Consider the following 12,369-nt stretch of genomic DNA (forward strand, 5'->3'; position numbering starts at 1 on the left):
CAACGAGGCTAGCCGCGGGGTCCGACAGCGTGGTCAGAACCGCCCGCCGGCGCCGCCACCGCCGAAGCCACCGCCACCGCCGAAGCCACCGCCGCCGCCGCCGAACCCGCCGCCGAACCCGCCGCCTCCGCGGCTCCAGCCGGAGCCGGACCCGAAGCTCGACCCGGCGCCGCGGGTCATGCCCTGGATGAGGGCACCGGCGATCATGCCGCCGACGATCGCCCCGGTGCCGGAGCCGCCGCGTCCGCCCCGGCCGTGTGGGCCGTAGGGCCCGCCGTAGCGGCCGGTGTACTGCGGCCGGGTGGCGTCGTCCTGGGCCAGCCGGAGGGCCTCGCGGGCGAGGTTGAGGGCGCGGTCGGCGGCGGGGAACGCGGCCGGCCCGACGGTGGCCTCGGCTGTGGCCAGCGAGTTCTTGGCCGAGGCGAGCCGGGTGCGGGCGGCCTGGCCGATCACGTAGGAGCGGCTGCCGATGAAGTCGTCGGCCTCGCGCACGGCGCCGGCCGCGCGGGTGAGGGCGGCCTGGCGGGCGGCGCGGGCCCGGCCGGCGGCCTCGGCCTCGTGTCCGGCCGCGGCGAGGGCCTCGTCGAGGTCCCGGTCCACGTCGATGAGCCGGGAGAACGTGCCCAGGGGGTCGGTCTGACCGTCCCGGCGGGCCACCTCGACGGCGTTCCGGCCGGTGGAGGCGGCGTCGGTGAGGGCGCCGCTCGTGGCGTCGCTGACGTCGGTGGACGCCAGGAGGCGGGCGGCCAGGTCGAGTTCCTCCTCGACCTCGGCGATGAGTGGGTCGAGGTCGCGGCGGGCGGTGGCGATGTCGTCGGCGGCGTGGTCCACGCCGTCGACCAGCTTCTCGGCGCGCGCCAGTTCACCCTCGGCGGTGGTGATGGCGTCCACGGCCTCGCCCTGCTCGCCGACCGGCCGGGCGAGGGCGACGCGTGCGCGTCCGGTCTCGGCCTCGGCCGCGTCGAGGAGCTGTTCGGCGAGGGAGAGGTTGTCGGAGATGGACGCCAGGACCGCGGAGGGGAACCGCTCGCGCAGGTCGGACATCGTCTTCTCGGCCTCGGGGAGCCGGGCGCGGAGGGTCACGGCGCGGCGGGTGAGGGCGTCGACGGAGGCGGCGCCGTTGATGAGCAGGTCGCGCATCTCGCCGAACGCGTTCGCCTGGTCCTCCAGGCCCCGCTCGGCCCGTTCGGCGCGGGCAGCCACCTCGAGAAGCATGGCCCGGCGTTGGTCGGGGGTCTCGGGGATGTCGTCGTCGAGGCGCTGGACGAGCGCGTGTGCGGCGACGACCTCGGCGCGTGCCGAGTCGAGCGCGGCCCGGAACGGGCGGGTCCGGAGCTCGCCGAACTCGCCGGTGGCGGTCTCGAGGGCGGTGGCGGAGGCGTCGACGGCCTGGTCGGCGTCCACGAGTCCGGCGCGGGCGCGCGCGTCGAGGACGTCGATCGGCAGGGCGGACATGCGCGCGGTGTCGTCGCCGGGGATGTCGCGGGCGTCCTCGGCCTGGCGGGCGGTGCGGGTCGCGCGCCGGCGCCGGGTGATCAGGACCAGGACCACGACCAGCGCGACGATCACCGCGATCCCCGCGAGGATCGCCAGCGGGGAGATCCGGGAGCCGGACCCCTGGCGTTCGAGCCCGTCGGCGGCGCCGACCACGGCGCCGGCCCAGTCGCCCTCGGCGAGGCGGGGTTCGATGTCGTTCGCGGCGATCCGTTGATCGGCGCGTGGGTCGGCGGACTCGAACCAGTATCCGCGGTCCTGAACGGCCACCGCGAGCAGCACGTCGTCGGTGCCCAGGTCCGACAGGCGGGCGGTCTGCCGGGCCCAGTCGCGGGCGGGGACGCCGTCGAAGCTGTCGACGAACGTCACCCACAACTGGACGCGGTCGGTGGACCGCAGCTCGGCCAGCCGCGCCTGCACCTCCCGGGTGTCGCCACCGAGTGCGCCGGCGGTGTCGGTGATCTGCTGCTGCAGGCGCGTCGGCGGCTCGGCGGAGGCGTCGGGTGCACCCCAGGTGGCCACGGAGAGGAGGAGGGCGAGGACCGCGGCGACGGCGGCGCCCGCAGCGGACGCGGCCCGTGGCCGGAGCGGTGCGGGGGTGGCCGGACGGGGTGAGACGGCGATCATGGGCCCAGCGTATCGGCCCCGCACAGGGGCGACGCCGGTCCTGCGCGCGGACGGCTACTCTGAGCGGTATGGCAGGGCGGATTCCGGAGCAGGACATCGCCGCGATCCGCGAACGCACCCGTATCGAGGAGATCGTCGGCGAGTACGTTGCGCTCAAACCAGGGGGCGCGGACTCGCTCAAGGGGCTGTCCCCGTTCAAGGACGAGAAGACCCCCTCGTTCCACGTGCGTCCGCAGCACGGCTACTTCCACTGTTTCTCGACGGGTGAGGGTGGCGACGTCTTCGCGTTCCTCATGAAGATGGAACACATCGGGTTCGTCGAGGCGGTCGAGCAGCTGGCGGACCGGATCGGTTACCGCATCAACTACGAGGGCGGCGGCCAGGTCGTCCAGCGCGACCGCGGCACCCGTTCCCGGTTGGCGGCGGCCAACGCGGCGGCGCAGAAGTTCTACGCGGAGCGGCTGGCGCAGGATCCGGAGGCGGAGACGGCGCGGACGTTCCTCTCCGACCGCGGGTTCGACATGGCCCAGGCCCAGCACTTCGGCTGCGGGTACGCGCCGGCGGGCTGGGACACGATGAGCAAGCACCTCATGCGCCAGGGTTTCGAGCCCCGGGAGTTGGAGGCGGCGGGGCTGTCCAAGACGAGTTCCCGCGGCACGCTCATCGACCGGTTCCACCGCCGGTTGCTCTGGCCCATCCGGAACCTCGCCGGTGAGGTGATCGGTTTCGGTGCGCGCAAGCTGTTCGAGGACGACACCCTGGGCAAGTACATGAACACGCCCGAGACGATGTTGTACAAGAAGTCGCAGGTGTTGTTCGGGCTGGACCTGTCCAAGCGGGAGATCGCCTCACAGCGCCGCGCGGTGGTGGTCGAGGGCTATACGGATGTCATGGCGATGCACGCGGCGGGCGTGACCACCGCGGTGGCGGCGTGCGGTACGGCGTTCGGCGAGGACCACCTGTCGACGCTGCGGCGCCTGATGCTGGACGACAACTATTTCCGCGGCGAGATCATCTACACCTTCGACGGCGACGAGGCCGGTAAGAAGGCCGCGCTGCGGGCGTTCTCCGGAGACCAGCAGTTCTCGGGCCGGACGTTCGTCGCGGTGGCGCCCCCGGGGTTGGATCCGTGCGACCTGCGCCAGACCAAGGGTGACGCCGCGGTACGGGATCTGGTGTCGGCGCGGGTGCCGATGTTCGAGTTCGCGATCCGCTCGATGTTGGAGGAGTACGACCTCGACCACGCCGAGGGGCGTGTGGAGGCGCTGCGGCGGACGGTGCCGGTGGTGGCGGACATCCGCGACTCGTCGTTGCGGGACGAGTACGCCCGCCAGCTCGCCGGGTGGGTGGGCTGGGACGATCCGGCGACGGTGGTGCGGCGGGTCCGCGAGGAGTCCCGGAAGAAGGGCCGGGCGCGGTCGACGGGGGCCGGTCCGGGTCCGCGTCGGCGCGGGCCGGGCGGCCCGGGTGGGGGAGGCCGTCCGGGGTGGGAGTCCGCCGAGCGCGGTGGCGCGGGTCGTGGCCCCGGGGGGTACGACGACGACGAGGTCGGTCGTGGCGAAGCCCAGCGGTCTCCGGAGGTGCCGAGGGGCGTGCCGATCCCCGCCGCCGGGGATCCGGTGCTGTGGCCGCAACGCGAGGCCGTGAAGGCGGCCCTGCAGTATCCCGGCCTGGCGGGCCCGCTGTTCGACTCGCTGCCGGACGAGTGTTACACCCACCCGGCGTACGCGGCGATCGCGGAGTCGCTGGCACGGGCGGGGGGATGCGCGGCCGGTAAGAGCGGGGCGAACTGGGTCTCGGAGGTGTCGCAGGGGCTCGAGGACGAGGGGCTGCGCCGCCTGGTCGGCGTGCTCGCGGTGGAGACCCTGCGGGTGTCGGAGGAGGCGCTGCCGCGCTATATCTCGGGGGTGCTGGCGCGCCTGCAGGAGGTGTGGGTGTCGGGGCAGATCGCGGACCTCAAGTCGAAGGTGCAGCGGATGAGCCCATCGGAGGATCCGGAGGGCTACTCGGCGTTGTTCGGCGATCTGGTGGCGTTGGAGGAGTACCGACGCGGCCTGTTGGAGCAGGCGGTCGGTGCGACTCCGGACATCGCCTGAGCTGCCGATTTGGTGCCGGGCTCGGTGCGCACTAAGGTAGTTTCTCGGTAACCGGCACACCAGCCGGGTGGCCGCTAGCAATCCCCCATAGCTCAATTGGCAGAGCATTCGACTGTTAATCGAAGGGTTATTGGTTCGAGTCCAATTGGGGGAGCATCACCGAACAGGCCGGGAACTTCGTGTTCCCGGCCTGTTTCTGTAGCCCGGTGTCCGTGGTGAGTGTCTCTCCGCACCGGGTGGCCTCGGTGAGCACCGGTCCGAACCACCTCAGGAGTGAACAGCGCATGGCCCCCACGATCCGGATCGGAATCGCAGGCTACGGCAACCTCGGGCGCGGCGTGGAGTCCGCGCTCACGCAGAACCCCGACATGGCGCTGGTGGGGGTGTACACCCGCCGCGCACCGGAGGACGTCCGGACCCTCGACCCGCGGACTCCGGTGTTCGCCTACGACGACCTGGAGTCGGGTGCGGCCGAGGTCGATGTGCTCATCCTGTGCGGCGGTTCCAGGACCGATCTGCCGGTGCAGTCGCCGCAGCTCGCGGCCCGGTTCAACATCGTCGACAGCTTCGACACGCACGCCCGCATCCCCGAGCACTTCGCGGCCGTGGACGCGCCCGCGCGCGCGGCGGGCACCACCGCGTTGATCTCCGCCGGCTGGGATCCCGGCATGTACTCGATCAACCGGGTGATGGGGGAGGCCCTGCTGCCGGAGGGGGACACGTACACCTTCTGGGGCCGCGGCCTGAGCCAGGGGCATTCCGACGCCGTGCGTCGGGTGCCCGGGGTGGCGGGCGCCGTGCAGTACACGGTGCCGAGCGAGACCGCGATCGCGGCGGTCCGCGCCGGTGGTCGGCCCGCGTTGACCACGCGGGAGAAGCATGTGCGTGAGTGCTTCGTCGTCCTCGAGGAGGGGGCCGACCCCGACACGGTCCGCGAGGCGATCGTGACGATGCCGGACTACTTCGCGGACTACGACACCTCCGTCACCTTCATCACCGCCGAGGAGCTCGCGCGCGACCACCGGGCGATGCCGCACGGCGGGTTCGTCATCCGGTCGGGGGTCTCCGGTGAGGGCAACACGCAGGGCATCGAGTACCGGCTCACCCTCGGGAGCAACCCGGAGTTCACGGCCGGGGTCCTGGTGGCGTACGCCCGGGCGGTGTACCGGCTCCACGCCGCCGGGCAGGTCGGCGCCCACACGGTCTTCGACGTGGCCCCCGGCCTGCTCTCGCCGAAGACCCCCGAGCAGTTGCGGGCCGGGTACCTGTAGCGCCCGGGGCGTCGACGGGATCAGTCGCGCCGGAGGACGCGGGCGTCGCCGATGTCGAAGCTCACCTCGAACCACCGGGCGGTGATAGCCCAGCCGTCGTCCGTCCGCGTCCACTCGTCGGTGTACTCGCCGAAGCACTCGTACGACAGATCCGCGAGGTCCCCGGCGCCCAGGTGGAGGACCCGCGCGTAGGTGCGGCTCCGGGCATGGTCCGGGCGCGGTCCGGGGTCGAGCTCGACGCGGTGGTTGCCCAGCAGGTGTTGGGACGGCCCGCAGCCCCCGAGGTGGTCCCGCACCCGCTCGACGATCGCCTCCCTACCGGTCGCGCCGTAGCCCGTCGCGGACTGGGTGAACAGCGCCCCCAGCCTGTCCCAGTCGCGGGTGTCCAGGGCGCTCGCGACGTCCGCGAGCCGCTCGATGATCTGCTCCCTGTCGGTGGTCATCAGTTATTCGTATCAGCGATCGCCGGCGGATCCGGGTGGTCTCGCTACTCTGACGCCATGAGTCGTCCCGCAGCCCAGAGCGCCGTCGAGGTCACGCTGTCCACCGGGCGGGTGCGGGGTTCCGATCTGGGCGAGGTGGTCCGCTTCTACGGGATCCCGTACGCCGAGGATCCCGTGGGGGAGCTGCGGTTCGCCGCCCCGGTCCGGCGGTCGCCGTGGTCCGGGGTTCGCGACGCCACCCGCCCGGCGGCGACCGCGCAGCGGCTGAGGTTCGATCCCGATCCGGCGATCCCCGAGCCGATCGTCGCGGGCACGGACATCCTCCATGTGGACGTGTGGGCACCACCGGAGGGCGCCGGGCACCCGGTGCTGGTGTGGATCCACGGCGGTGGGTGGGAGTCCGGGTCGTCGCACCAGCCCTGGTTCGACGGGACCGCGTTCGCGCGGGCGGGGATCGTCGTGGTGTCGGTGGGATACCGGCTGGGTGTGGAGGGTTTCACCTCGTTCCAGGACGCGCCCGACAACCGCGGGGTACGGGACTGGATCATGGCGCTGGAGTGGGTCCGTGACGAGATCGCCGCCTTCGGCGGGGACCCCGCGCAGGTCACGGTGTCGGGTCAGTCGGCGGGCGGCGGCGCGGTCCTGTGCCTGCTGGCCTCGCCCTCGGCGGTGGGGTTGTTCCACCGGGGGATCGCCTCGTCGCCCGCCGTGCTGCGGTCGCCGGCCGCCCGTGCACCCAAGGGTGCGACGGCCGCCGGGCTGGCGGCGGGCGGCCGGGGCGCGGTCGACGAGTTCCACCGCCGCCTGCGCCGGGACAACCCGTTCCTCATGCCGTTCCGACCGACCGTCGGGGACGACACCGTCCCCGTGCCGCCCCTGGAGGGGATCGGGGAGGGGCCCGGGCTCTCCGTGCCATTGCTCGTCGGCTCCACGGCCACCGAGTTCGAGGGCGTCGTCCGCGCCCTGCCGGGTCCGGCGTTGGTGCCGGGGGCGGCGATGATCCTGCGGTCGCAGGAGCTGCCGACCGCCGGCCTGCGGGCGATCGCCCGGCAGTCCGCGGGGCGGTCGTTGCGGCGGGCGGTGGGGGCGGTCGTCGACGCGGCGACGATCCACTCGACCGTCGTGCGGGCGGCCGAGACCCGCATCGCCGCCGGTGCACCGACCTGGGTCTACGACTTCCGCTGGTCGGAGGGTCGCGGCGCGGTGCACTGCGCGGACCTGCCGTTCTTCTGGGCCACCCCGCACGCCGCCAACGCCCGGCAGTATCTGGGCGCCCCCGCGCCGCCGGACCTGGTCGCGGCGATGCACTCGTCGTGGGTGGGTTTCGTCCGCTCCGGCGACCCCGGCTCGCCGGCCTACGAGGCTCCCGGGCGATACGTGCAGGTGTGGGACGCACCGCCCGAGGTCGTCGAGGACGGACTGGCCGACGTCCGCGAGGTCTGGTGGCCGGACGGCGCCACCTGAGCGCTTGCTACGATTGCGCCGCGCGTGCGGACGAGACGGCCGTCACGCGAGGGGCTATAGCTCAGTTGGTTAGAGCCGCGGACTCATAATCCGCTGGTCGCGGGTTCGAGCCCCGCTGGCCCCACCACGATCACCCGCCGGCACGTCGCCGCGGCCGCGACCCGCCCGCCGGTCAGTAGGTCAGTGCCATCCGCATCGCCCCCACGGCCTCGGTCAGTGCCGCCCTGGCCACCGGGCTCGCGCCCACGGCGTTGACGAACGGGTGGACCAGCGTGGGGTGGCGTCGCAGCGAGACCCGCACCCCGGCGTCGGCCATCCTGCGGGCGTACTCCTCGCCCTCGTCGCGCAGCGGATCGAACCCTCCGGTGGCCACGTGCGCGGGTGGCAGACCCGAGAAGTCGGTGGCGAGCAGGGGAGAGGCGCGGGGGTCGAGGCGGTCGTCGTCGGAGCGGATGTAGGTGCGCTCGTACCAGTCCATGTTGCCGCGGGTGAGGAAGTACCCCGAGCCGAACATCTCGTAGGAGCGGGTCCGGGCGGACATGTTGGTCGCCGGCACGAACAGCAGCTGGAAGTCGGGCATCGTCTCGCCCGCGTCGCGGGTCTGTTGACACACCACCGCGGCGAGGTTGCCGCCGGCGCTGTCGCCGCCCACGGCGATGCGCTGCGGGTCCACGCCGAGGTCGGCGGCGTGGTCGCGGACGTACCGGAACGCGGCCAGGGCGTCCTCGACGGCGGTGGGGAAGAGGCACTCGGGCGCCATCCGGTAGTCCACGCTGATGACCTTGAGGCGACCGGTGTCGGCGATGTAGCGGCACGTCGCGTCGTGCGAGTCGATGCTGCCGAGCACCCACCCGCCGCCGTGGAAGTACACGAGGACCGGCAGCGCCTCGTCTCCGTCGACGGGGGAGTAGAGGCGGGCGGGCAGGTCGGCGCGGTCGGGTCCGGTCCCACCGAGCGGGAGGACGATGTCGGTGACGACGGCGAGGTCGATCCTCCTCCCCGAGACGGTGTAGGCCGACCGCTCCACGACCGAACGGGCCCGTTCGACGGCGAGGTCCTCGTATTCGCCCTCGGACATCATCGAGATCACCCGGAGGCCGGCCTGGAAGTGCGGGTCGAGAACCTGGCCGTCGACGCGGCGCGGCGCACCCGCGACCGGGCGCAGCAGCGGGCCGGGCAGGTATCCGGCGGCGGTCATGAGGCCCTTGGTCAGGCGGTCCCGGAGCGAGGGCGTGAAGGAACGGTGGCCGGACATGGGAGAGCGCATGCCCCACATTGTGGCGCGGAACCGGGAATGATCGGAGGAAATCGGGCGAAGGAGCTGGTCATGCGTTCAGAAGGCGACGCCGTCATCCGGGTCGAGGGGCTGGTCAAGACGTTCGGCCGCGCCCGCGCCCTGGACGGGCTGGACCTCCTCGTCCGGCGAGGCGAGGTCCACGGTTTCCTCGGCCCCAACGGGGCGGGCAAGTCCACCACGATCCGCATCCTGCTGGGGCTCATGCGCGCCGATTCCGGCACCGCGACGGTGTGGGGTGCCGACCCGTGGCGCGACGCCGTCCGCCTGCACTCGCGGATCGCGTACGTCCCCGGCGAGGTCACGCTGTGGCCGCGGCTCACGGGCGGACAGTGCATCGACCTGGTGGGCCGGTCGCTGGGCGGGCTGGACCCGGCCCGGCGCGCCGAGCTCGTCGAGCGGTTCCGCCTGGACCCCACCAGACGGACCCGCGACTACTCCAAGGGCAACCGCCAGAAGGTCGCCCTCGTCGCCGCGCTGGCCTCCGGCGCCGAGCTGCTCGTCCTGGACGAGCCCACCTCGGGTCTGGACCCGCTCATGGAACGGGTATTCCAGGACTGCGTGCGCGAGGCCGTCGCCGGCGGCGCCACCGTGCTGCTGTCGAGCCACATCATGGGGGAGGTCGAGGCGCTCGCCGACCGCGTGAGCATCATCCGCGACGGACGGACCGTCAGCTCGGGGACACTGGCCGACCTGCGGCGCCACACCACGACGGCGGTCCACGCCGTCACCGACACCGACCCGCGGGCACTGGAGCGGGTGGGCGGCATCGACGACCTGCGGATCGACGACGCCGGCGCCGGCCGGTTCGACGTCCGCTGCCACGTCCCCGCGCCGCGGCTCGCCGAGGTCACCGGCCTGCTCCACGCCGCCGGGATCCACACCCTCACCGCGACCCCGCCGAGCCTGGACGAACTGTTCCTCAGCGCCTACTCCGGGGCCGGGGACCGGCGATGAACACTCTCGCCGGGACCGGGCTGCCGGTCCGGATCGCGGTGCGGACCGGCTGGCCGGCGATCGTCGTGTGGATCGCCGGTGCCGTCTCGTTGTTCCTCGCGACCGCGCTGTCCATCGCCTCGCTCTACGACACCCCTCAGAAGGTGGCCGCCTACGGTGCCTCCGTCGGCGAGTCCATGGTCATGCTGACTGGCCGGGTCGACGGCCTCGACACACTCGGCGGCGTGGTGATGAACGAGTACTCGTTCCTCGTCGGCTTCGGTGTCCCGCTCATGGCGATCGCCCTCACCGCGCGCTCCACCCGGCGGGAGGAGGAGTCCGGCCGATCCGAACTCCTCGTCGCGGGCGGGGTCGGGCGGCTCGCCCCGACCGCGGCCGCCCTCGTCGTCGTCACCGGGGCCTTCCTCGTCCTGGGCGCCGGCCTGTGGGCGGTGACGCTCGCGCTCGACGTCGACCGCGGCGGCGCGGCGCTGTACGCGGCCTCTATCGTCGCCACCGGCTGGGTCTACGGCGCCGCCACCGCCGTCCTGGCCCAGGTCCTCGCGCACCACCGCACCGTCTGGGCCGCCGCACTCGCCGTCGCCGGGCTCACGCTCGTCACGCGCGGTGTCGGGGACGCCGACCGGAGCTGGCTCAGCTGGACCTCCCCGCTCGGCTGGCACGGGCTGACCCGGCCGTTCGGCGAGGCGTCGGTGACGCCACTCGTGGTCGCGCTCGTGGTCGCCGCCGCGCTCGGCGCCCTGGCGCTGGGGCTCGCCGCCCGCCGCGACCTGGGGTCGGGGATGGTGCCCGCCCGCACCGGCCCCGCCGCGGCCTCGCGGTGGCGCGCTTCGCCCGTCGGCGCGGCCGTCCACCAGCACCTCGGTGCGGTGCTCGGCTGGACCGTCGGCGCGATCGCGCTCATGGCCGTCTACGGCGGGCTCATGGAGGTCGCGGTGGAGGCCGTGGTCGCCAACCCGGACCTGGCCGTCGTCCTGGGCGACCCCGACGCCGTCGTCGACACGATCGTGCAGATGCTCGTGGCCTTCGCCGGGTTCCTCGGCGCCGGGTTCGCGCTCCAGAGCCTCGGCGGGCTGCGCGGCGAGGAGACCTCGGGCCGGCTGGAGCTCACGCTCGCCGCCGGGCGCTCCCGGTGGGCGTGGTTACCGGGGCACGTGGTGGTCGTGGCGGCCGGGACCGCGGTCGTCGTGCTCGCCGGCTCCGCGGCGTTCGCCCTCACCGCCGCCGCGGTGCTCGACGACCCGGGGCTGACCGGCCGGGTCCTCGGCGCGGGCGGCGGGCAGATCGCGGCCGCCCTCGTCTGTGCCGCGGTCTCGGTCTGCCTGTTCGGCACGGCCCCGCGGCTGCAGGTCCTGGCCTGGGCGCCGTTCGCGCTCGCCGTCGTCGTCACCCTCATGGGTCCCACGCTGCGACTCACCGAGGCACAGACCCGCCTGTCACCCTTCGGTGCGGTCGGTGCCGCCCCGGCCGGCGCGGTCGATCCCACCGGCGTCGCCGTCCTGCTCGCGGCGACCGTCGTCCTGACCGCGGCGGGGCTCGTCGGGTTCCGGCGCCGCGACGTGCCGCGGCCCTGACCCGCCCGCCAGCCTCACCGCGGTGGTCGCGCCGACCTGACAGACTGACGGGCACCGACACCGGCGCCGCCGGGGCAGGACGCGAACCAGGGAGGAACCGATGCCGGACCAGGTCGATCGAGACGCGCTCACGGCTGCACTCGCGGTGATCGCGGAGTGGCCCGTGGACAACGCCGCGGCCGCGGTCGTCGGCCCCGACGGCGCGCTCGCCACCCACGGTGACGACACCCGCGTCTACCGCCTGGCCTCCGTGACCAAGCCGCTCGTCGCCACCGCCGCCCTGCTCGCCCTCGAGGAGGAGGCGATCGGCCTCGACGACCCCGCCGGGCCCGAGGGCTCCACCGTGCGCCACCTGCTCGCCCACGCCTCCGGCCTCGACTTCGCCGACCGCGACACGACCCGCACCGAGCCGGGTCGGCGGCGCATCTACTCCTCCGCCGGGTTCGAGGTCCTGGCCGACCACATCGCCGACGCCACCGGGATCGCCTTCCCCGAGTACCTCCACGAGGCCGTGTGTCGGCCCCTCGGGATGGGGTCCACGGTGCTCGAGGGCTCCGCCGGCCACGGCGCCTCGGCGAACCTGGCCGACCTCGTGCCGTTCGCCCGCGAACTCGTCGCGCCGCGGCTGTTCGCGCCCGAGACCCTGGCCGAGGCCGTCACCGAGCAGTTCGGAGGACTCGACGGGATCGTGCCCGGATACGGGATGCAGAAGCCGTGCCCGTGGGGGCTGGGGTTCGAGCTGCGGGGCCGGAAGGATCCGCACTGGACCGGTGCCCGCAACTCGGCCGGCACCTTCGGCCACTTCGGTCAGTCCGGCACGCTCCTGTGGGTCGACCCGGCCCTGTCCGCCGCGCTGGTGGTGCTCACCGACCGCGACTTCGGCGACTGGGCCAAGCCGCTGTGGCCCGAGCTGTCCGACACGGTCGTCGACGCGCTCGGGGGTTGACCGCGGCGCGGGGGACCGGCCGCGGCGCGGTTTCCGACCGCGCCCGGTGGGGGCGTGGCGGATGGGCGACACGCCGAGCCGGCGGACGGTGCCGGAATCACGGTGCTGTAACTTTGCTGAGAGTCCAGAAGTGTCACTGGTGTGATCCGGTCACTTCGGGCACAGTAGTAAGCGACAACAACACAAGCCACATCATTCACGCG

Annotated in this window: 9 protein-coding genes and 2 tRNA genes; 8 read left to right on the forward strand and 3 right to left on the reverse strand. The window is 73.5% G+C overall.

Annotated elements, in window-relative coordinates:
* Nucleotides 1–33 precede the first annotated feature (33 nt).
* A complete protein-coding gene (locus tag RWK90_RS12580; protein WP_314037963.1) occupies nt 34–2,121 on the reverse strand; it encodes a TPM domain-containing protein in 2,088 nt (695 codons plus the stop codon).
* Between the two features lie 68 nt (nt 2,122–2,189).
* On the opposite strand from RWK90_RS12580, the gene dnaG reads away from it, so the two are divergent.
* From dnaG to RWK90_RS12595, 3 genes are all read left to right on the forward strand, one after another.
* Complete coding sequence (dnaG, locus tag RWK90_RS12585; protein WP_314037964.1) at nt 2,190–4,217, forward strand: DNA primase; 2,028 nt, start codon at nt 2,190–2,192, stop codon at nt 4,215–4,217.
* Nucleotides 4,218–4,298: 81 nt separating this feature from the next.
* Nucleotides 4,299–4,371, forward strand: a tRNA-Asn gene (locus tag RWK90_RS12590).
* A gap of 130 nt (nt 4,372–4,501) precedes the next feature.
* The gene (locus RWK90_RS12595; protein WP_314037965.1) at nt 4,502–5,488 is read left to right on the forward strand and encodes a diaminopimelate dehydrogenase; all 987 of its coding nucleotides are present in this window, start codon (nt 4,502–4,504) and stop codon (nt 5,486–5,488) included.
* A 20-nt stretch (nt 5,489–5,508) separates the two neighbouring features.
* Here RWK90_RS12595 and RWK90_RS12600 read toward each other — a convergent pair whose 3' ends face one another.
* Entirely contained in the window at nt 5,509–5,931 is a 423-nt protein-coding gene (locus tag RWK90_RS12600) for a nuclear transport factor 2 family protein (RefSeq protein WP_314037966.1), read from the reverse strand.
* Between the two features lie 57 nt (nt 5,932–5,988).
* Between RWK90_RS12600 and RWK90_RS12605 the strand changes: the two genes are divergently transcribed.
* Together RWK90_RS12605 and RWK90_RS12610 are read left to right on the forward strand one after the other, a co-directional pair.
* Nucleotides 5,989–7,395, forward strand: coding sequence for a carboxylesterase family protein (locus tag RWK90_RS12605; RefSeq protein ID WP_314037967.1), 1,407 nt, complete (start codon nt 5,989–5,991; stop codon nt 7,393–7,395).
* A gap of 50 nt (nt 7,396–7,445) precedes the next feature.
* Nucleotides 7,446–7,522 (forward strand) — tRNA-Ile (locus RWK90_RS12610).
* Nucleotides 7,523–7,567: 45 nt separating this feature from the next.
* Here the strand turns inward: RWK90_RS12610 and RWK90_RS12615 are convergent.
* Entirely contained in the window at nt 7,568–8,662 is a 1,095-nt protein-coding gene (locus RWK90_RS12615; RefSeq protein WP_314037968.1) for an alpha/beta hydrolase, read from the reverse strand.
* A 60-nt stretch (nt 8,663–8,722) separates the two neighbouring features.
* Between RWK90_RS12615 and RWK90_RS12620 the strand changes: the two genes are divergently transcribed.
* The 3 genes from RWK90_RS12620 to RWK90_RS12630 all read left to right on the forward strand — a co-directional run bounded on the left by RWK90_RS12620 (nt 8,723) and on the right by RWK90_RS12630 (nt 12,166).
* Nucleotides 8,723–9,646 (forward strand): ABC transporter ATP-binding protein, encoded by a 924-nt coding sequence (locus tag RWK90_RS12620; protein WP_314037969.1) that lies wholly within the window; start codon nt 8,723–8,725, stop codon nt 9,644–9,646.
* Nucleotides 9,643–11,220, forward strand: coding sequence for a hypothetical protein (locus RWK90_RS12625; protein WP_314037970.1), 1,578 nt, complete (start codon nt 9,643–9,645; stop codon nt 11,218–11,220). The genes RWK90_RS12620 and RWK90_RS12625 overlap by 4 nt, the downstream gene beginning before the upstream one ends.
* 100 nt (nt 11,221–11,320) lie before the next feature.
* Nucleotides 11,321–12,166, forward strand: a complete 846-nt coding sequence (locus RWK90_RS12630; RefSeq protein WP_314037971.1) for a serine hydrolase domain-containing protein — start codon at nt 11,321–11,323, stop codon at nt 12,164–12,166.
* Nucleotides 12,167–12,369: the final 203 nt, after the last annotated feature.

The sequence above is a fragment of the Dietzia sp. CH92 genome (genome assembly GCF_032248695.1).
Lineage (GTDB): Bacteria > Actinomycetota > Actinomycetes > Mycobacteriales > Mycobacteriaceae > Dietzia.

Coding starts and splice junctions, on each gene's coding strand:
- RWK90_RS12620 (WP_314037969.1), top strand. CDS start 8,723: ATGCGTTCAGAAGGCGACGCCGTCATCCGGGTCGAGGGGCTGGTCAAG.
- RWK90_RS12600 (WP_314037966.1), bottom strand. CDS start 5,931: ATGACCACCGACAGGGAGCAGATCATCGAGCGGCTCGCGGACGTCGCG.
- RWK90_RS12580 (WP_314037963.1), bottom strand. CDS start 2,121: ATGATCGCCGTCTCACCCCGTCCGGCCACCCCCGCACCGCTCCGGCCA.
- RWK90_RS12625 (WP_314037970.1), top strand. CDS start 9,643: ATGAACACTCTCGCCGGGACCGGGCTGCCGGTCCGGATCGCGGTGCGG.
- dnaG (WP_314037964.1), top strand. CDS start 2,190: ATGGCAGGGCGGATTCCGGAGCAGGACATCGCCGCGATCCGCGAACGC.
- RWK90_RS12595 (WP_314037965.1), top strand. CDS start 4,502: ATGGCCCCCACGATCCGGATCGGAATCGCAGGCTACGGCAACCTCGGG.
- RWK90_RS12630 (WP_314037971.1), top strand. CDS start 11,321: ATGCCGGACCAGGTCGATCGAGACGCGCTCACGGCTGCACTCGCGGTG.
- RWK90_RS12605 (WP_314037967.1), top strand. CDS start 5,989: ATGAGTCGTCCCGCAGCCCAGAGCGCCGTCGAGGTCACGCTGTCCACC.
- RWK90_RS12615 (WP_314037968.1), bottom strand. CDS start 8,662: ATGCGCTCTCCCATGTCCGGCCACCGTTCCTTCACGCCCTCGCTCCGG.